We start from the raw sequence: 19661 nt of genomic DNA, 5'->3' as shown, positions 1-19661 counted from the left end.
TGTCTTTAAGAATTGTCTCACATCTCCGTTTTTTTCCTGTTAAGCACGCAACGCGGCATTGCAGGTAACGGTTCTCAGCTATACGCAGGCAGGGATTTTAACCACTGAACTTCCAACGAAGAACTGAACTTTATTTTTTCCACTTTCCTGTCCTACTAAGCACAAAACCCCTGCTTGCGTATAGGTGATGTTATGCAATCGCCCTTTTACGTTCTGTTTATCAATCCTTTAAAATACCCGTAATCTTTGTCAACTAAAATTCGTCTGTCGAGATAGCAATTGAATTTTTCGCAAGACGTTTCGGGTAACAATGTACAACTGAAACAAGCGGAAAGATTCAAGTTGGCAACTCCTTGTCCGTGTGTATGGTAGCAAATTGGGTCTGTTGCACAGTCAATGGCACGAATCATTGCTGATTCAATTAGTCTTCCTATTCTGTCGTCATCACAAATTGATGTTATTCCTCCATAACTCCCCTCTGAACCTGCAATTGTGTAAATTAAAACTCCGTTCATTTCGGCATTTTCGTCAATGTATAATCGTTCTTGAATTGAAGTTGATGGATAACCGCACAAATACTCCAATTCTTTAATGATTAAATGCGAAAATGTATGAATGAGAACATATTTTGGGTTTAAGTCAAAGTCTTCATTAAAAGTCGATTCAAACTGTTGTTTGTTTCCGATTAAAATTGAAATCCGTTCTTGTATTTTGGGGTTGTTTTTAATCCATTCATCCAAGGCTTTATTGTCAAATTCAAAAAACACACCTTCGCCAAAACTTTCAATCGCTGGTAAATATTTTGTTGTTTTACCATAAGTAGAAGTGAATTTCTTCACGATACTTTCAATTGTGGTTTTTTCAGGGTCTTCATCATCTAAAATTGCACTTGATGCAATTGGCTCTTGCCTTGTGTACGAAGTCTGAACAGACGAAATTTTTATTTTATCCATTTTGAAAACGGATTTTATCAAATCACTTTGAAAAAAAGAACTGTTTATTTTATTGAAAATCAATTTATCGTCAATTCTCTCGCTATCTTTTTCAGTAATGAATTTATATTCGTCAAACCGATATTCATTTTCAGTTTTTGCAATTTCAAGGTTTTTTTCGCTGAAATTGTTATCAATCAGTTTCTGAACTGTTTCGGAATCTATGTCTATGTTTTTATAGCGTTTTAGGTTTCTCGAAATTGTTTGGGCATTACTTCCGTCATTGTATTCTTCTTTAACCAAGTTGATTGAAAACTCATTTAGCTCATCATTGGCAGGAATGAAAATACTCGACAAAATATTTGGGTAGTAAACGCTGTTACTTGAACGAATAACAGGTTTAAATAGAATGTCCGTTTCCTTTGTGTTCGGAATCAATTCTTGAATTTTCACCCTTAAATCGAATAAACCCGAAAGCGTTGTAAAGTTTATTTGCTCTCCGTTTTTTCTTTTGGCAATTATCCAAATACCCTTTAAATCATCCATTTTATCGGATGTTTTGTATTCAAAAATCACATCATCCGGAACTTGAATGTTTGCAAGTGTGATAATTTCTTCTTCGCTTGGTGATTCGTTGGATTCTGTTTTTTCGCCTTTTTTATTACCTCTGAATAATGACCATTTATCCCAAGGTATATCAGCAATTTCTCCATTTGGCGATGTTAGGACAAAACGAACTTGTTCCAAATCATAGAACTTTCTTTTTCTATCTCTGTTTTTAACGTAGCAACTGTAACATTTGGGCGGATAAAAATTGTCTTTATGATACGAATCAACATTATTTTCCCAATTGATTTTCCACTTGTCAATTCTATCAAAACGGTTACAGTTATTACAATAAAACCACTCTGGAAAATATTTTGCAGATAAAAAAGCAAATGGATTTTCAGGTCTATAGCCTTGTTTTAAATCGTTAACAGGAATTTTTATCAAGTGTTCTAACTCTTGAAAATACTTGCTCAATCGGTTTTTGAATCTTTTGTCAATGACAAAATTATGTTCTTCAAATTGTCCGTTTATGGTTTGAAAAAAAGGCCATTCGTTGAAGTTGTCAATCAATATTGAACCGTCTCTTGTTTCTATAATAGAACCAACGCCACCATACGAACTAATGGCTTTTCTTGTTTGTATTTGCTCAAATTGTCCCATTATCTGTTTATTATTTTTACAATGCTGTTCGTATCTATTTCTCTCATTGACATCATTAAACTCCAATCGTCTAAATCGGACATTTTTTTAATCAAAATTTTATAGGTCAAATCGCCTTCTTTTGTCGTCCATTTTTCGGCTAAACCCTTCAATTTGTCCAAGGCATAATCCAATTGCTTTTTGTTTTTGATTCTTTCCGAAATGAAAGTTTTTAGCTCCTCATAATTGCCTGTGAAATCTTTGGCTCTTTTGTCGAGATATAAACCTTGTTTGTGACGGACAAAACAAACCAACAAGCTCGCCAAAACTTTATCCAAAGCAATTTCGGTAAATGGCGTAACACTTAACGGTTCTACAAATTTGTAATAAGCGTTATTGAAAGGAACGTAATTTTCAAAATACGACTTGTCTCTTGAGCGATTGGCATCCAATAAATTGATAACAACCCCTTTGTCTTTTCTTCCAACGCGACTTGATGCTTGAATGTATTCAGCAACATTTTTGGGTTGACCGTTCATTAGCATTACGTTCAGTCGTTCAATATCAATACCAACTGAAAACATATTTGAAGCTAAAACCAAATCGACTGTGTTTTGAACGAAACTCCATCCGTCTTTTGCAATTAGACTGAATTTCATTTCGAGTTCGTCCAATAGCTTCTTGATAGAATTACTTTCTATTCTACTCGTCAATTCTTTTGTTCTTCCTGCAAGCCCAAAATAGTTAAAGCCGTAAATTTGTTTATTAAATTGGTAGCGGTTGTGTAAGAGTTTCAAGAAATCCGAAATTTCCGCAGGCACCTTGTTGTAAACCTTACCAACATCACGCAGACTGTTGTAAAATGAAACAATTGTCCAAAAATTATTTTCTCGGCTTATTGCTTCTTCTTGTGATAAATTTTCCTTTACTCTGTAATACTTGAATAACTCAATACGAGCCAAAAGCAAATTTCCTAAGATCCGTATTTGAGAATTTAAAGCCGTTTTCCCCGTTGGCATAAAACCGATATGCTTCCTTTTACTTTCGGTTGAAACGTAAGAAAAGAAGTTGTCATCATAAGTTACTCCCATTGGTGGAAATATGTTTAATGCTCTATTTCCGTAAAGCATTGCAACTTGTTGTTCCGTATTTCGGGTTGTTGCTGTTGAAGTAATGATTTTAGGTTTTCTTTTTCCTTTAGTTGAAAGCATTTCAACAATAGATTCGTATAATCCAGTGATTGAGCCCAAAGGTCCACTCAACAAGTGCAACTCATCTTGAATAATCAAATCAGGAGGTAGTTTGTTTTCTTTCAAAGAATTAAAAAGATGATGCCCTTCTTGTCTATGCGAAAGCATTGCAAATTTATCAACTGTCGCAAACAGCAAAGTCGGTGGATTTTGGTAAATTTTATCATCCACAAAATAAATTGGCAACTCCGCACTAAATGCACAATCAGGATTTAAACAGTTGGTTGAAAACGTTTTGTCGGTTGCTTTGTAACCCAAATCAAATTTTCCCGATTGGTTTTGGGTAACTAAATTACAACCACACCAAGAACAGTTGGTAATTGGAAACGTATTTGCTTTACGATAATCGCCTGTTTTTCTGTTATTCAGCTTTGTAATTTCATCAAATACTTTTTTAAAAATTGTCCGAGCGTCAGAATAGGAGTTTGGCGTTGTAGATGCTCCAACCCACATGCCAATTGAAACTTTATCATCGCCAAAAAAGTAATTATCGCCTGAATGAAAGTTCCTTCTCAAAAAGTCCAACGATAGAATCAGTTTTGTTGCTCGTTCAAATTGTTGGGCTGTCAACAATCGCAATGTATATCGCATTATTACGGAAACTCCATCAGCATCTTTACCGTGTAAAATTCTTCGGCTAATTATGGTAAAAGCCGTAATTGCCAAATAGGCTTCTGTTTTTCCGCCACCTGTCGGAAACCAAAGTAAATCAACAACATTGTTTCTATCGTCTGAATCTTCATTAATTGTAGATTCAATATTCAAAAGGAAGAATGCTAATTGGAACGGTCTGTAATTTGGCTTGAACGAATGATTTTTGAAAAAATCTAAATCATTGTAATTGAAGTTTTTGTCGATTTCGGATAGTTCAATTCCTTTTTTGCCAAATAAATCTTTGTTAGAGATTAGCATTTGAATATACATTGCCGTATTTGCCAACAAGAAAGATTTAAAAGCTGTTTCGTTGTCATTTAGAAATTCAATGTTTTTGATTAGTCTTTCGTATGTTTTATTTTGCTTTTCTAAAATGGTTCGTAACGGTTTTTTGTAATTGTCTTCCGTAGTTGTTTTTTCTTGCTCAGTTATCCAATTTTTGTACTCTTTGGCAAATAGCTTTAATTTTTGAATGATTGTTGATTTGTCGAAATCAGTCCAAATTGAAAGTTGCTTCAACTCGGTTATATCTTTCAAATTTGTGGGGAAAGTGTCTTTAAAAGCGTTACTGTAATTTTTAATATCAACTTCGGGTAAAAAGGTGGTTTTTAACTCCGTTGGATTTTTGTCGTTATTCCAAGTAACCGCACATCCGTGTCCAATGGCAAAAGAGTTTTCATTTCTGTATTGAAAATTGATTAGGTTTAATTCTTCGTCAAACGGATTTGTTTCGGAAATTTGCTTGTATGGTAAAAATGGAACACCCGAAACGGCAATTTCGCCCTGAAAAATTGCTTTTGTGTTTAAAAGTTCATTACCAAACGAAAATTTATTTTTCGGGTGGTTCAATCTGTTTGCCAATAGAATTTTTATGAATTTGCCGTATGGCGTTTCATAAATTTTCTTGTAGTAACAAGTAATAATAGAATTGTCCTCTTGGTTTTGGTCTAACGGATATTCCTTTGATTCATCAGCGTTTATTTCCTTTAGATTTAACTCAACAATTACGGGTTCTCTTTTGACTCTTTTCCAAAGTCGTTGTCCTAATATAAGTTCCCCTTTTTTGTAGCCAACACTATCAATTAATTCTTGTTGCTGTTCGTTTTCCTTAAATCGGCTTCTATAATTGCGAACGGACAAACCACCCTTGGCAAATTCTTCTTTGTTTAAGGACATTAGTCCATTTTCATAGCTGAAATATTTGCTGATTGAGTTGTATGGGTTCTCGGTAAACTTTTCAAAATCTTCCTCTGAAATTTCTACTGTTGCATCTGTTGGGCTTATTTGAATGTACTTTGCATAATTGAAACTTACAGTCAAAGTTTTTGCATCTTTCGGAACGCAAAAAGTCAAACCGAAATTTGTCGGGAAATATTGATTGGCTTCTGAATATTCTTTTTCATCTTCTGATTTTGGAGGTTTAGCAGTATTGTTATAATCATCATCATTTTCATCTTCCATTGAATTATCTTCTGGCGGTGGTGGAACGTCTTTATTATCATCTTCCGTTTCAGCATTTGCATTAGCATCAGCATTTTTTCCAATACTGTCCTTTTTGGGTTCATCAATATCACGTTCGGGGAATAAAATCCCTGAGTAATACCTGCTTAAAGGATAATCAGAAATGATTTCGTTTTCAGAATCGGATACAAAAACATCAGAACCGGGACCTATCAAGTTGTTTTGAATTGTATCACGAAATATCAATCTTGGCTCGTTTACGTAGTTACTCATCTACCAAAGTTTTTTTAATTATGGTCTTTTCTTGTATTGTCGCTGTCAGTTTTTCTAAAATGTCGTTAGGTAATTTTTCTAAAGAATCGCTTTTTTCTTCTTTGTTTGAAGCGATATAGTCCAATAAATCATTGCCTAAAATTTTTCCTGCTTGTTGCCTTATGGAATGGTCTTTTTTAGAATACATCTTGAATTTGTCAAATTCAGTTACAATCAGTTCATCTGTACGATTATTCTTCAAACAGAAATCACAGATAACCTCCATTGTTTTTACCCTTGGAAACCGTGTTACACAATCAGTATCTATGTAATTTCGGAATGTGTTGTAATGGATTTTGTATGAATGGAAAAGGGAGTCGTATAGTCTTTCTGTACTTCCAAATTGCACGGATAAATCCTTTAATGTTTGTTTCCAACTATCGGAATACTTGTCAAACGAATCCAATAAATTGTCTGTATCAAAGATTTTCAGGATTTTCCTAAATTCTTCTTTGCTGTTGTTTTGGTAAAACCTAACTGTTGCGTTACTGTACAATTCTCCAATGGTTGTTTTGATTTGTTCGCCATTTTCTATTAGAAAAACGCCTTTTGTAGAATCGAATTTCTCAATCGTTCCATCACTAAATTGAACTTCATAAATAGCACTTTCTTTTGGTAATTCAAGTGCTTCATAAGGATTGTTTTTGAAGTTTTCATTATTCAAGTCAAAAGAAAAAATATCATCCAACTCTCGTTTTTTTATTTCTGTTGGGTGGGAAAAATCCGTTTTGAAAAACACTAATCTATCCTTGTGATTTAATTTTGTTTTTTCTTGATTTTGGTACGCTTGTTCAACATTGTCAAACGAAATTTCGTCTAAATATTCATAACATAAAATCTCGCAATTTCCCTTTATGGCTTTGATTTTTGTATAGAGTTCCATATTGTTTAAATAGGGAACAAGTACCAATTTGTTTTTAGAATTTTGGTCATCATTCAACCATTTGTCCAAATAGAGCTTTGAGCTGTCAATCCGTTTCTCACTTATCAGCTGGATGTTGTGGATTTTTTCGTTCTTAATTTGAACAGAGACAGCATCATAGTTTTTCTTTTCTACGATTACGTATATTGGTTTAGGATTGATTTCTTTTGCCTTTTGCTTAATGTAATCCCATTTCAAATTTTCACTTCCTAATGTGCTTGAAATTTTTGAAAAATAGTTGAAAATGCGGTCTGTATAACTTTTAATTGTATCAGGATTGTAGATGTCTTTTTCGTAAAAAAGACTGTTTAATTCTTCTGAAAAAGCTTCGCTTTGGAAATAATGATTTAGTCGGTCTAAATACTCTTGAAAAATCCCTTTTGACAGATTAGTGTTTACCAAAATTACCCTCAAAAAGAAATTGGTGTACTTTAACACAAAGGCAAGATTTACCTTACTTTCGTCTTTTATGTTTTGAATATCTTCCTTTAGTTCTGAAAACAGGGAATAAAGATTGTCATTCTTCAAACAAACTTTTTTTGTGTTGTTTGGCAATTCATTATTAGCAATTTTTACTTCGTCATTAGACCACCACCATTCTAAAAATTGGTTTTCAGAACTTGGCTTTTCTGTGCCAATAATGATGATGTTTTTGTACTTGTCTCGATATTTTTCTTGCAGAATGAAGTCAAAATCATCACGATACTTGGAATCTCCAATAATTATAACTTCGTCAAACGTTTGGTTTTGATTTAGCAGAAAGTTTTGTGCGGAATCGAAGTCATTGCAACATTCAACCAAGTAGCTGAAAAATGGTAAATCATTGCTGATTTTCCCGTTTTTATTTGTGTATCTAATCGGCAAAAATTTACTTTCCTTGAAAAATTTCTTTTCGGCAATCACCAACGTTCTGTTCTTGAAGTCTGTAATGAAAGGGAAACTATCTCCGAACATATTGTTTAGGTAATTGACATAACTGTCAATGTTTTTAGCTGTATTTCTCCCGTTTGATAAGTTGGGATTTAATTTATAGAACCTACTATCTCGATTTTGAATTCTTGCCCCTTTTTCGTTCTTCTTAGGAAATTGATATTGAAGAGTTAACCCCGAAGAGTTTTTCCCTTTTACTTGATACACCCGCTTTTTTTTATGGGAATATACTAAATCTCCAATTTCGATAGGCGGGTTAGTTCTATCGTTAAAGAAATTTTGGTAGAGTTTGATTAGAACGATTGAATGGAAAATTGAAGCAAAAAAGTTTTCTCTGTATTCGTCTTCGGGTATGGATATGAAAAGGTCGTTTTTGTTAGACTTGTCGTTTAGAATGTGTTGGTAAATTAAGTGAAAGTTTACAAAGTCAAATATGCTATACTTTTCAAAATCAGTCTCGCGAAGATTGATTTCGTCCGAGTAGGATTCCTGTATTTCGGAATTTATTTGGGTTAGATAGCTTTGTATTTGTAATTTCATTCAATACCTTAAATCCGCAGGGCGGATTTAAAAAAAGCCGAAAAAGTGGCTGAATTTATTCAATTCAGGCTTTTCCGGCTCGTTTTTTTTCACTTATTTAGATGATACCACTCAAACTAGATAAGCGGTATGAAAATTACGAATTCGACAGAAAAAATCACACCTTTCGGAGGTTTTAATTTTGTTTTTAACTCTTTCAAAAATTCTGGTCTCCCAGAACTCATTGATAATCAATTGGGGGTTAGAGCCTTAAGGGGAGGGTTTTCATACAGTGACATTTTCGCCAATCATATGGCTATTTTCTTTAATGGTGGCGACTGTACTGAAGATATCAATGTTCACTTGAGAGACGCACTTGAACAGGTCCCTTCATTTTCAGTATGCAGTGCCGATACAATTCTGAGAGGTATCAAAGAGCTTGCTGTTGATACAGAACTCTTTATAAATCCGTCCAGTGGAGTAAGCCATGAATTTAATATCAATGGAAAACTCAACAGCTTGTTGTTAAAATCAGCTTGTAAGACCGGATTACTCAAGTCAGGTGTTGCTTACGACCTCGATTATGACAACACCGTCATTCCAACTGAAAAGTACGATTCAAAAAAGACATATAAACACGTCTATGGATATCAGCCAGGTGTAGCTTCCATAGCACATCCTGAATTTTCACAGGCCATTCCTGTGTACGTAGAGGGCAGAAATGGCAACAGTCAGGCCAAATATTTGCAGGCTGATACACTTACACGCATGTTTGGGCAGCTTACCAATGAAAATATCCGTATCGGAAGGTTCAGAGCCGATTCAGCATCCTATCAGGAAGAAGTTCTCCGCACACTGGAAGCACATACCGAAAGCTTTTATATACGGGCAAACAGATGTGCCAAACTGGATAATATCCTTGGAAGTATAGCCCCTGAGAAGTGGCAGAAAATACGTTTGGGTGTACAGGAAATGGAAGTTACTGACCTATCCGACTACAAACCTTTCGGTAAAGACAGGTCTTACAGGCTGGTCATTACCAGAATCAGGCGTAAAGACGGGCAGGCAGATGTGTTTAGTGGAGATGCATTTACTTACAGGGCTATTCTGACCAATGAACATACATCGTCCAATGAAGCTGTTGTAAGGTTTTATAACGCCCGGGGTGCAAGCGAACGCTTGTTTGATGTACTCAACAATGACTTTGGCTGGTCTAAGTTGCCCTGTTCGTTCCTTGCAGAGAATACCTCCTTTATGCTTATGACGGCTATGTATGCCAATTTTTACACCTATATCATTGGAGAGTATTCCAGAAAAGTTGATTGGCTTAAGCCTACCGACAGGCTCAAGAAGTTTATCTTCAGATTTATCACTGTTTCAGCCAAGTGGATAAGAACGGGAAGAAGAGAAGTGCTCAAACTGTTCACGAGTAAGGATTACAAGCCGATTTTGAACTAAATTCAGATAAAAACCCCTCAGGAGCTCAAAAAATAAAGATTTACAGGGAAGAGGTATGCCTTTTCCATTAAAATTGAGGAAAAAAACCGTCCATTTTATCCTCAAACCTAAAATCCATTGTCTCAAAACTATGAACACTCTTCAATCAAAGGGAAGAAATTCCCGAACTAGACCAAAAATGAACACAAACAAGCAGATTCAAATCTCCAAACTAAAATCCTGCGGATTTTAGGCAATACCTTTCAATTTATCTCGGTGTTCGTTTAGGGTGTTGCATAACGTTTGGCGGCTTTGCGAAGGCGGGGCTTTTTAGCACTACCGTTCATTTGAAAAACCGCACTTCAATTATACGAAAAAACTGTCAACCGAAGCACTGCACCCCCGCTTTTGCAAAACCGCTGTTACAGGCTGGCGTTCTTGTCTTTCGTTGTTTTTTTGAAATTGTTCATAAGTTTGCTTGTAGATTATAAGTATCATTTGTATCTTTGTCAGCGTAATGAAAATAGAGTCCGATATGTCTGTAAAAGTTCAAAAAAGTCAGAACGATGTCTTGAAGTTCCTTGAAATGAAAGTTTCAGGTCAGACCGTTTTTGAACAAAAACTCAATGGAGGAAGCCGAAAACAAAACGGAGTTTTCTTTACTAATTCAATTTCTACAATTGATAAACTTTTAGATGTAATTGAAATTGATGCTGATGTATTTCACAAAAAAATACTTGAGCCTTCTTGCGGTCAGGGAATTTTTCTCCTTAGATTAATTGCTAGGATTTATGAAAAATATCCTGACGAATTATTGATTTCAAATTTCATTGAAAGAAATTTATTCTTCGTTGATGTTGATAGTTTAATGGTGAAAAAAACGATTGACAATATTTCAGCATTTTATTTATTCCTTTTTGGCGAAAAATTTAAAGGTTCATTTAATGCGATTAATTGGGACTTTACGGACAAAAAAGCACCCAAAGGTTTATTTGATGACTTGACTCCTACACCATTTTCTGATTTGTATGGCTCTTTTGATTTTATAATTGGTAATCCGCCATATGTAACGCTTTATGGTCGTAGAGATAAAAAGGAGAATGAGGAGCAAAGAGTTAATTACCTCAGAAATTATGAGCAGTTTCCAGATTATGTGAAAAACGGTAAACTTAATTTGGTGATGCTCTTTATTGAACATTCATTGGATTTGCTTAAACAAGATGGTAAATTAAGTTTCATAATTGATGTTTCATTTTTTGAAACAGCCTACGTTTACACACGTAAGTTTCTTTTAGAGCAAACAATTATTAACGAGTTGCAGGTTAATATTAAAGATTTCGATGTTGCAAGCGGTCAAGTTATTTTAAAAATAACTAAAAACAATAACAACAAAAATAATCGAGTGAAAATCATAGATTGGAAAACACAAAAATCGTATGATGTTTTACAATCAAGTTGGTTTAATAAAGATGATGAGTACAAGTTTAGATATAATGGCTGTAGTGTTTCAAAAAATATAATTGACAAGATTAATTCTAAGAAAGATAAAACCATTTTACAGCTTTTCCCTAATAAGAATTTACGGACTTGTGTAATGTTGCTTGATATGGAAGATAAATTTACTTTCAGTTATAAACCTGAAACAAATGAAAATCTTATATTCCCTTATTATCAAGGCTCTAAAGCGTTATCGGAAAAGTTCGGTGAACTAAGCTTCTCTAAATATTTCTATTACAACAAGCCTTTGCAAGATGAAATAAATGAGAAACTAAAGCAAGAATTAGAAAAGGCTGGGGTAAAGAATAAAAAAAGAATTGGTTTGGGTGAAACAGCAATTTATGAAAATCCTAAAATTTACATTCGCCAATCAGCAAAAGAAATAATTGCAACTCTTGATTTGAATAAAAGTTCTGCTAACAATAGCCTTTATGTTTTTTCTTTTAGAAATAATACAGATGAAACTATTGATTTTCTTTATTTTTTATGCGGTTGGTTAAATACGGATTTGGTGACTTACTATGCTCAACAAATGAATATAATTCGCTTTTCACAAGGTAAGCAGCCACAAATAAAGATTTCTGATTTAGGAACAATCTATATTCCAATGAACAAGTCCTTGCAAAAACAATTCACTGATTTAACGAAAAAACTTTATGAAAGTCCGTCAAACAAAAATGAATTAACAGTCAGGATGAACGATTTAATTAATAACTATTATGGATTAACAAGAGATGAAATTGAAACTGTTTTAACAAGTATCAAAGATTTTTGATTTTATCTTCAGATTGCTTATTTATTTCAATCAGTTTTGCTTTTGTATTTCCTTCTGCAAGTTTTTCTAATGCTTTGGTAGAAATTTCAATTTGTCTTTTATGACTTTCTTCAATTTTCTCAAAAAGAACATTTATAAAATCTTCTCTACTTCTTTCTTCTGGTTTTGCTGAAATATTTACTTGTAGTTGATTTTTGGGGTTTCTTCTGAAAGTTGAACTTATATCTTTCAGAAAATAGATTTTTACAAATTCGCTGTCAGCATTTTTTACGAATTTCAATCCATTTTGAGTTTCTTCATAGTAAACGAAAACGTAAGCCAAGTAGAAGAAGCCACTATATATAAGGTCAATTATTTTGTCTGGTGTTCCGATATCTGGATTGCTGTCAGCACTCGAAATTTTTACTGCTTTAAAGTCAATCCATATCAATTCTTCGTGTCCATTGATATTAAAATAAGTCATTGCATCCCAAGGATTTTTGGTTGCACCTGCTGGTGAGGCAACAGACTTTTTAAAATACTGATGGTTGGCTGTTTCGGCTACAAACTGCTCTTCAAGTAATGAACTTATTTCTGCACCTGCTCTTGATTTTGCAGAAATATTTGGTTCTTGGTTCTTGTCAAGAATTGTTTCTACAACTGCTTTAAGTTCGTTTAATATTTTTCTTTCAAAGTCTTTGATGTCCATTGTTACTTGAATAAATCTGATTTAAAAAATTCGTAAATGGACATATCTAACGCAGTTGCAATTTTTTCAATATTGGCAACAGATACATTTCTTTTGCCCTGTTCAATACTTGCGATATAAGTTCTATCAAGGTCGCAAGTAAAAGCAAACTTTTCTTGACTAAGTCCTTTTTTGGTTCTTAGTTCTCGAAGACGTTGTCCAATTTTTACTCTTATGTCCACATTGCAAAGATTCAACTTTGTAGTTTATCGTACAACGGACTATAAGTATAGCTGTGAGTTTTCTTGTTAATTTGGGTGGTGGGTGGGCTTGGTCTAAAGTCAATAAGAAAAATTGCTTTTATGATTTCAGAAATTTAGGATTTGTCGTTGCCTTTGATATTAGCACTGTCGTCCTACGCTTGCCTGTAACGTTTGGCGGCTTTGCGAAGGCGGGGCTTTTTAGCACTACCGTTCATTTGAAAAACCGCACTTCAATTATACGAAAAAACTGTCAACCGAAGCACTGCACCCCCGCTTTTGCAAAACCGCTGTTACAGGCTGGCGTTCTTGTCTTTCGTTGTTTTTTTGAAATTGTTCATAAGTTTGCTTGTAGATTATAAGTATCATTTGTATCTTTGTCAGCGTAATGAAAATAGAGTCCGATATGTCTGTAAAAGTTCAAAAAAGTCAGAACGATGTCTTGAAGTTCCTTGAAATGAAAGTTTCAGGTCAGACCGTTTTTGAACAAAAACTCAATGGAGGAAGCCGAAAACAAAACGGAGTTTTCTTTACTAATTCAATTTCTACAATTGATAAACTTTTAGATGTAATTGAAATTGATGCTGATGTATTTCACAAAAAAATACTTGAGCCTTCTTGCGGTCAGGGAATTTTTCTCCTTAGATTAATTGCTAGGATTTATGAAAAATATCCTGACGAATTATTGATTTCAAATTTCATTGAAAGAAATTTATTCTTCGTTGATGTTGATAGTTTAATGGTGAAAAAAACGATTGACAATATTTCAGCATTTTATTTATTCCTTTTTGGCGAAAAATTTAAAGGTTCATTTAATGCGATTAATTGGGACTTTACGGACAAAAAAGCACCCAAAGGTTTATTTGATGACTTGACTCCTACACCATTTTCTGATTTGTATGGCTCTTTTGATTTTATAATTGGTAATCCGCCATATGTAACGCTTTATGGTCGTAGAGATAAAAAGGAGAATGAGGAGCAAAGAGTTAATTACCTCAGAAATTATGAGCAGTTTCCAGATTATGTGAAAAACGGTAAACTTAATTTGGTGATGCTCTTTATTGAACATTCATTGGATTTGCTTAAACAAGATGGTAAATTAAGTTTCATAATTGATGTTTCATTTTTTGAAACAGCCTACGTTTACACACGTAAGTTTCTTTTAGAGCAAACAATTATTAACGAGTTGCAGGTTAATATTAAAGATTTCGATGTTGCAAGCGGTCAAGTTATTTTAAAAATACCTAAAATCCGCAGGATTTTAGTTTGGAGATTTGAATCTGCTTGTTTGTGTTCATTTTTGGTCTAGTTCGGGAATTTCTTCCCTTTGATTGAAGAGTGTTCATAGTTTTGAGACAATGGATTTTAGGTTTGAGGATAAAATGGACGGTTTTTTTCCTCAATTTTAATGGAAAAGGCATACCTCTTCCCTGTAAATCTTTATTTTTTGAGCTCCTGAGGGGTTTTTATCTGAATTTAGTTCAAAATCGGCTTGTAATCCTTACTCGTGAACAGTTTGAGCACTTCTCTTCTTCCCGTTCTTATCCACTTGGCTGAAACAGTGATAAATCTGAAGATAAACTTCTTGAGCCTGTCGGTAGGCTTAAGCCAATCAACTTTTCTGGAATACTCTCCAATGATATAGGTGTAAAAATTGGCATACATAGCCGTCATAAGCATAAAGGAGGTATTCTCTGCAAGGAACGAACAGGGCAACTTAGACCAGCCAAAGTCATTGTTGAGTACATCAAACAAGCGTTCGCTTGCACCCCGGGCGTTATAAAACCTTACAACAGCTTCATTGGACGATGTATGTTCATTGGTCAGAATAGCCCTGTAAGTAAATGCATCTCCACTAAACACATCTGCCTGCCCGTCTTTACGCCTGATTCTGGTAATGACCAGCCTGTAAGACCTGTCTTTACCGAAAGGTTTGTAGTCGGATAGGTCAGTAACTTCCATTTCCTGTACACCCAAACGTATTTTCTGCCACTTCTCAGGGGCTATACTTCCAAGGATATTATCCAGTTTGGCACATCTGTTTGCCCGTATATAAAAGCTTTCGGTATGTGCTTCCAGTGTGCGGAGAACTTCTTCCTGATAGGATGCTGAATCGGCTCTGAACCTTCCGATACGGATATTTTCATTGGTAAGCTGCCCAAACATGCGTGTAAGTGTATCAGCCTGCAAATATTTGGCCTGACTGTTGCCATTTCTGCCCTCTACGTACACAGGAATGGCCTGTGAAAATTCAGGATGTGCTATGGAAGCTACACCTGGCTGATATCCATAGACGTGTTTATATGTCTTTTTTGAATCGTACTTTTCAGTTGGAATGACGGTGTTGTCATAATCGAGGTCGTAAGCAACACCTGACTTGAGTAATCCGGTCTTACAAGCTGATTTTAACAACAAGCTGTTGAGTTTTCCATTGATATTAAATTCATGGCTTACTCCACTGGACGGATTTATAAAGAGTTCTGTATCAACAGCAAGCTCTTTGATACCTCTCAGAATTGTATCGGCACTGCATACTGAAAATGAAGGGACCTGTTCAAGTGCGTCTCTCAAGTGAACATTGATATCTTCAGTACAGTCGCCACCATTAAAGAAAATAGCCATATGATTGGCGAAAATGTCACTGTATGAAAACCCTCCCCTTAAGGCTCTAACCCCCAATTGATTATCAATGAGTTCTGGGAGACCAGAATTTTTGAAAGAGTTAAAAACAAAATTAAAACCTCCGAAAGGTGTGATTTTTTCTGTCGAATTCGTAATTTTCATACCGCTTATCAAGGATGTGTGGTAACACCTAAATAAGTGAAAAAAAAACGAGCCGGAAAAGCCTGAATTGAATAAATTCAGCCACTTTTTCGGCTTTTTTTAAATCCGCCCTGCGGATTTAAGGAAATAACTAAAAACAATAACAACAAAAATAATCGAGTGAAAATCATAGATTGGAAAACACAAAAATCGTATGATGTTTTACAATCAAGTTGGTTTAATAAAGATGATGAGTACAAGTTTAGATATAATGGCTGTAGTGTTTCAAAAAATATAATTGACAAGATTAATTCTAAGAAAGATAAAACCATTTTACAGCTTTTCCCTAATAAGAATTTACGGACTTGTGTAATGTTGCTTGATATGGAAGATAAATTTACTTTCAGTTATAAACCTGAAACAAATGAAAATCTTATATTCCCTTATTATCAAGGCTCTAAAGCGTTATCGGAAAAGTTCGGTGAACTAAGCTTCTCTAAATATTTCTATTACAACAAGCCTTTGCAAGATGAAATAAATGAGAAACTAAAGCAAGAATTAGAAAAGGCTGGGGTAAAGAATAAAAAAAGAATTGGTTTGGGTGAAACAGCAATTTATGAAAATCCTAAAATTTACATTCGCCAATCAGCAAAAGAAATAATTGCAACTCTTGATTTGAATAAAAGTTCTGCTAACAATAGCCTTTATGTTTTTTCTTTTAGAAATAATACAGATGAAACTATTGATTTTCTTTATTTTTTATGCGGTTGGTTAAATACGGATTTGGTGACTTACTATGCTCAACAAATGAATATAATTCGCTTTTCACAAGGTAAGCAGCCACAAATAAAGATTTCTGATTTAGGAACAATCTATATTCCAATGAACAAGTCCTTGCAAAAACAATTCACTGATTTAACGAAAAAACTTTATGAAAGTCCGTCAAACAAAAATGAATTAACAGTCAGGATGAACGATTTAATTAATAACTATTATGGATTAACAAGAGATGAAATTGAAACTGTTTTAACAAGTATCAAAGATTTTTGATTTTATCTTCAGATTGCTTATTTATTTCAATCAGTTTTGCTTTTGTATTTCCTTCTGCAAGTTTTTCTAATGCTTTGGTAGAAATTTCAATTTGTCTTTTATGACTTTCTTCAATTTTCTCAAAAAGAACATTTATAAAATCTTCTCTACTTCTTTCTTCTGGTTTTGCTGAAATATTTACTTGTAGTTGATTTTTGGGGTTTCTTCTGAAAGTTGAACTTATATCTTTCAGAAAATAGATTTTTACAAATTCGCTGTCAGCATTTTTTACGAATTTCAATCCATTTTGAGTTTCTTCATAGTAAACGAAAACGTAAGCCAAGTAGAAGAAGCCACTATATATAAGGTCAATTATTTTGTCTGGTGTTCCGATATCTGGATTGCTGTCAGCACTCGAAATTTTTACTGCTTTAAAGTCAATCCATATCAATTCTTCGTGTCCATTGATATTAAAATAAGTCATTGCATCCCAAGGATTTTTGGTTGCACCTGCTGGTGAGGCAACAGACTTTTTAAAATACTGATGGTTGGCTGTTTCGGCTACAAACTGCTCTTCAAGTAATGAACTTATTTCTGCACCTGCTCTTGATTTTGCAGAAATATTTGGTTCTTGGTTCTTGTCAAGAATTGTTTCTACAACTGCTTTAAGTTCGTTTAATATTTTTCTTTCAAAGTCTTTGATGTCCATTGTTACTTGAATAAATCTGATTTAAAAAATTCGTAAATGGACATATCTAACGCAGTTGCAATTTTTTCAATATTGGCAACAGATACATTTCTTTTGCCCTGTTCAATACTTGCGATATAAGTTCTATCAAGGTCGCAAGTAAAAGCAAACTTTTCTTGACTAAGTCCTTTTTTGGTTCTTAGTTCTCGAAGACGTTGTCCAATTTTTACTCTTATGTCCACATTGCAAAGATTCAACTTTGTAGTTTATCGTACAACGGACTATAAGTATAGCTGTGAGTTTTCTTGTTAATTTGGGTGGTGGGTGGGCTTGGTCTAAAGTCAATAAGAAAAATTGCTTTTATGATTTCAGAAATTTAGGATTTGTCGTTGCCTTTGATATTAGCACTGTCGTCCTACGCTTGCCTGTAACGTTTGGCGGCTTTGCGAAGGTGGCGATTTTTACCACTAAACTTCAATCGAAGCATTAAATTTTGACTAACCACTTCACTGTCATACGAAGCACTGCACCGCCACTTTTGCAAAACCGCTGTTACCAGCTGGCGTTCTGTCTGTCGTTTCGTGAAAGTCAGGTCTGATAAGGGTTTCGCTGTCATTGTCCAGTGAGTGTTTTGGTCTTTATGTGTCGGTTGTTCGGTGGCGGTTTTAAAAATTTTTGAAGGGAAGGAAATTTTAAAAAATAATTTTTCTCGGGTGGGAGAGGTGGAAGCTCTTTTGCAAACTTTGGTCTGCGGGTGGGCTTGTAGCGGTTTGCAAATGTGCTTACACCTGTGCGTTGCCATTATCTTGCTCCTTTTTCTATTTCCATAATTTCAGGCATTTCGTCATAAGTCCGTCCGTTTAAAAGTCGTCCTGCTGCCTTTTTATTTCGTCCGCCCCATTGTTTAAAGAAAAATGCTACGTCTGCTTTTTCGCATTGTTCCTGTATGTCTAAAACCCAGTCAGGGTTCATAGGTCTTGGTCGGTGTCCACTTTCACCACCAACAATTACCCAGTCAATTTTTTTTAGGTTAAGGTTTGGTAATGCTCCAATAAGCGGTTCAAGTGATAAAAACTTAACTTTCGCTTTTGTCTTTCTCAAAAAGTTTATACGGTCAACTACTTTGTCATTCTCTACTGAAACACCCATCCAAATATTGTGTGTCCATTTTAGTTCTTTGTGTAGTTCAAATAATCGCTCCGCTCTTTTTGTTAAAACCTGAAAAACGTGTTGTGGATTATCATTCATTACTTTGAAAACATCTTTTATAAAATCAACGGGAACGTCTTTATGAAATAGGTCGCTCATTGAATTTACAAAAACAACTTTAGGCGATTTCCAAGTGTAAGGAATAGACAATGTTTCAGGATGTGTTTTTACTACTTTAAATCCGTGCTTGTATTTTTCCTGACCCATTGCTTTTAATCTACAGGTCATGATTTCCGCATAACAGAATTTACAACCAGCAGAAATTTTGGTGCAACCCGTTGTTGGGTTCCAAGTCATTTCAGTCCATTCTATGCTTGATTGTGCCATTTTTAACTGTTGTATTTTTTTACAATATCATTAGCGATTTTTACTCCACTTTCGTTATTTGTTGCGAGGTATAGATGATACATTACGGAATTTGTGGTATTTTTTAGTTCATATGGTTTTGAAACATATTTAAAAACGTCCTTCAATCTTTTCTGATACAATTTTGCTGATTTTTCTATTGCGTCTTCTTCTTTCTGAACAAATGTTATATCAGGAAAAAGGGTGTCAATTTTTTTGTAAAAATACTTTTCAACTTCATCTCTTGTAAGCCCAAGAAACATTTCAAGACGCTCCAACCAAGCATCAGAAATTTGTCCGTTCTTTTTTAATAATCTATTTACACCTAAGCCTGTTGGAACTAATACCCACATATCTATTGGTAAGTCTCGCAAACATTCAATTGAACGCCATTCTACTTGCATACCACAAGGGTCAATGTAAGCAAGGGTTCGATAATTTTTATTTTTGGGATTTCTTAAAAAATTTGCCATATCAAGCAACTTTTTATTACAATCTTCGGGAACTGTATGAATGTTCTTTTTCGGAAAATCTTCTTTGGTATTGCTTTCTAAAAGCTTAAAATTCTTCGGGTCTTTTTCCACGAAATAGTATGTGTCGAATGGGCGAGGTTCATCAATTTCAATAATACGCCTTGCTGCACCTACAGTAACATCAATTTCAATTTTATTGTCCTTGACTATAAAACCAGAGCCAGCAAAGCCATCAAAATACATCAATTTAAAAAACCTTCGGTTTTTCATAATTGATAGATAAGCTTTCGCATACTCTACGAGTATTTCGATTTTTATTTTTGTCCAATCGCCTCCGAAGTTGTTCATAC

At 34.4% G+C, this 19661-nt stretch carries 15 protein-coding genes; 5 read left to right on the top strand and 10 right to left on the bottom strand.

Annotated features, from left to right (window positions below; translation table 11 throughout):
• Nucleotides 1-206: 206 nt before the first annotated feature.
• The 3 genes from drmB to BC751_RS04705 are packed head-to-tail and all read right to left on the bottom strand — an operon-like array spanning nt 207 to nt 8189.
• A complete protein-coding gene (gene drmB / locus BC751_RS04715) occupies nt 207-2141 on the bottom strand; it encodes a DUF1998 domain-containing protein (RefSeq protein WP_130274527.1) in 1935 nt (644 codons plus the stop codon).
• Nucleotides 2141-5758 (bottom strand): helicase-related protein, encoded by a 3618-nt coding sequence (locus BC751_RS04710; RefSeq protein ID WP_130274526.1) that lies wholly within the window; start codon nt 5756-5758, stop codon nt 2141-2143. Before BC751_RS04710 ends, drmB begins: the two co-directional genes overlap by 1 nt.
• Nucleotides 5751-8189, bottom strand: coding sequence for a hypothetical protein (locus BC751_RS04705; protein ID WP_130274525.1), 2439 nt, complete (start codon nt 8187-8189; stop codon nt 5751-5753). The genes BC751_RS04710 and BC751_RS04705 overlap by 8 nt, the downstream gene beginning before the upstream one ends.
• A 129-nt stretch (nt 8190-8318) precedes the next feature.
• On the opposite strand from BC751_RS04705, the gene BC751_RS04700 reads away from it, so the two are divergent.
• Nucleotides 8319-9626: an IS1380 family transposase gene (locus BC751_RS04700; protein WP_130273823.1), complete on the top strand. Its 1308-nt coding sequence runs from the start codon at nt 8319-8321 to the stop codon at nt 9624-9626.
• A gap of 514 nt (nt 9627-10140) precedes the next feature.
• Nucleotides 10141-11877, top strand: a complete 1737-nt coding sequence (locus tag BC751_RS04695; RefSeq protein ID WP_165389795.1) for an Eco57I restriction-modification methylase domain-containing protein — start codon at nt 10141-10143, stop codon at nt 11875-11877.
• Here the strand turns inward: BC751_RS04695 and BC751_RS04690 are convergent.
• The gene (locus BC751_RS04690) at nt 11864-12565 is read right to left on the bottom strand and encodes a hypothetical protein (protein ID WP_130274492.1); all 702 of its coding nucleotides are present in this window, start codon (nt 12563-12565) and stop codon (nt 11864-11866) included. The genes BC751_RS04695 and BC751_RS04690 overlap by 14 nt on opposite strands.
• A 2-nt stretch (nt 12566-12567) precedes the next feature.
• Entirely contained in the window at nt 12568-12786 is a 219-nt protein-coding gene (locus BC751_RS04685; protein ID WP_130274491.1) for a helix-turn-helix domain-containing protein, read from the bottom strand.
• A 53-nt stretch (nt 12787-12839) separates the two neighbouring features.
• On the opposite strand from BC751_RS04685, the gene BC751_RS21855 reads away from it, so the two are divergent.
• Together BC751_RS21855 and BC751_RS04680 are read left to right on the top strand one after the other, a co-directional pair.
• Complete coding sequence (locus BC751_RS21855) at nt 12840-13166, top strand: hypothetical protein (protein WP_165389798.1); 327 nt, start codon at nt 12840-12842, stop codon at nt 13164-13166.
• A gap of 44 nt (nt 13167-13210) precedes the next feature.
• Entirely contained in the window at nt 13211-14113 is a 903-nt protein-coding gene (locus BC751_RS04680) for an Eco57I restriction-modification methylase domain-containing protein (protein ID WP_165389797.1), read from the top strand.
• 167 nt (nt 14114-14280) lie between these two features.
• Here the strand turns inward: BC751_RS04680 and BC751_RS04675 are convergent, their stop codons facing one another.
• Nucleotides 14281-15588 (bottom strand): IS1380 family transposase, encoded by a 1308-nt coding sequence (locus tag BC751_RS04675; protein ID WP_130273823.1) that lies wholly within the window; start codon nt 15586-15588, stop codon nt 14281-14283.
• A 159-nt stretch (nt 15589-15747) separates the two neighbouring features.
• Here BC751_RS04675 and BC751_RS04670 point away from each other — a divergent pair, with 159 nt between their 5' ends.
• Entirely contained in the window at nt 15748-16617 is an 870-nt protein-coding gene (locus tag BC751_RS04670; protein ID WP_130274523.1) for a TaqI-like C-terminal specificity domain-containing protein, read from the top strand.
• Here BC751_RS04670 and BC751_RS04665 read toward each other — a convergent pair.
• From BC751_RS04665 to tcmP, 4 genes are all read right to left on the bottom strand, one after another.
• Complete coding sequence (locus BC751_RS04665) at nt 16604-17305, bottom strand: hypothetical protein (RefSeq protein WP_130274492.1); 702 nt, start codon at nt 17303-17305, stop codon at nt 16604-16606. The two genes, BC751_RS04670 and BC751_RS04665, sit on opposite strands and share 14 nt — an antisense overlap.
• A 2-nt stretch (nt 17306-17307) precedes the next feature.
• Nucleotides 17308-17526: a helix-turn-helix domain-containing protein gene (locus BC751_RS04660; RefSeq protein ID WP_130274491.1), complete on the bottom strand. Its 219-nt coding sequence runs from the start codon at nt 17524-17526 to the stop codon at nt 17308-17310.
• A gap of 559 nt (nt 17527-18085) precedes the next feature.
• Entirely contained in the window at nt 18086-18820 is a 735-nt protein-coding gene (locus BC751_RS04655; protein WP_130274522.1) for a DUF5131 family protein, read from the bottom strand.
• 2 nt (nt 18821-18822) lie between these two features.
• Nucleotides 18823-19659, bottom strand: coding sequence for a three-Cys-motif partner protein TcmP (tcmP, locus tag BC751_RS04650; protein WP_130274521.1), 837 nt, complete (start codon nt 19657-19659; stop codon nt 18823-18825).
• Nucleotides 19660-19661 lie beyond the last annotated feature (2 nt).

The organism is Cecembia calidifontis (assembly GCF_004216715.1).
Classification (GTDB): domain Bacteria; phylum Bacteroidota; class Bacteroidia; order Cytophagales; family Cyclobacteriaceae; genus Cecembia_A; species Cecembia_A calidifontis.
The sequence above is the reverse complement of the archived record's forward strand: the minus strand, read 5'-3'. Positions and strand labels throughout refer to the sequence as shown.

What these genes read in the sequence shown, in the direction of transcription:
- BC751_RS04705 (WP_130274525.1), bottom strand. Translation starts at nt 8,189, where the DNA reads ATGAAATTACAAATACAAAGCTATCTAACCCAAATAAATTCCGAAATA.
- BC751_RS04675 (WP_130273823.1), bottom strand. Translation starts at nt 15,588, where the DNA reads ATGAAAATTACGAATTCGACAGAAAAAATCACACCTTTCGGAGGTTTT.
- tcmP (WP_130274521.1), bottom strand. Translation starts at nt 19,659, where the DNA reads ATGAACAACTTCGGAGGCGATTGGACAAAAATAAAAATCGAAATACTC.
- drmB (WP_130274527.1), bottom strand. Translation starts at nt 2,141, where the DNA reads ATGGGACAATTTGAGCAAATACAAACAAGAAAAGCCATTAGTTCGTAT.
- BC751_RS04700 (WP_130273823.1), top strand. Translation starts at nt 8,319, where the DNA reads ATGAAAATTACGAATTCGACAGAAAAAATCACACCTTTCGGAGGTTTT.
- BC751_RS04690 (WP_130274492.1), bottom strand. Translation starts at nt 12,565, where the DNA reads ATGGACATCAAAGACTTTGAAAGAAAAATATTAAACGAACTTAAAGCA.
- BC751_RS04695 (WP_165389795.1), top strand. Translation starts at nt 10,141, where the DNA reads ATGTCTGTAAAAGTTCAAAAAAGTCAGAACGATGTCTTGAAGTTCCTT.
- BC751_RS04680 (WP_165389797.1), top strand. Translation starts at nt 13,211, where the DNA reads ATGTCTGTAAAAGTTCAAAAAAGTCAGAACGATGTCTTGAAGTTCCTT.
- BC751_RS04655 (WP_130274522.1), bottom strand. Translation starts at nt 18,820, where the DNA reads ATGGCACAATCAAGCATAGAATGGACTGAAATGACTTGGAACCCAACA.
- BC751_RS04710 (WP_130274526.1), bottom strand. Translation starts at nt 5,758, where the DNA reads ATGAGTAACTACGTAAACGAGCCAAGATTGATATTTCGTGATACAATT.
- BC751_RS04665 (WP_130274492.1), bottom strand. Translation starts at nt 17,305, where the DNA reads ATGGACATCAAAGACTTTGAAAGAAAAATATTAAACGAACTTAAAGCA.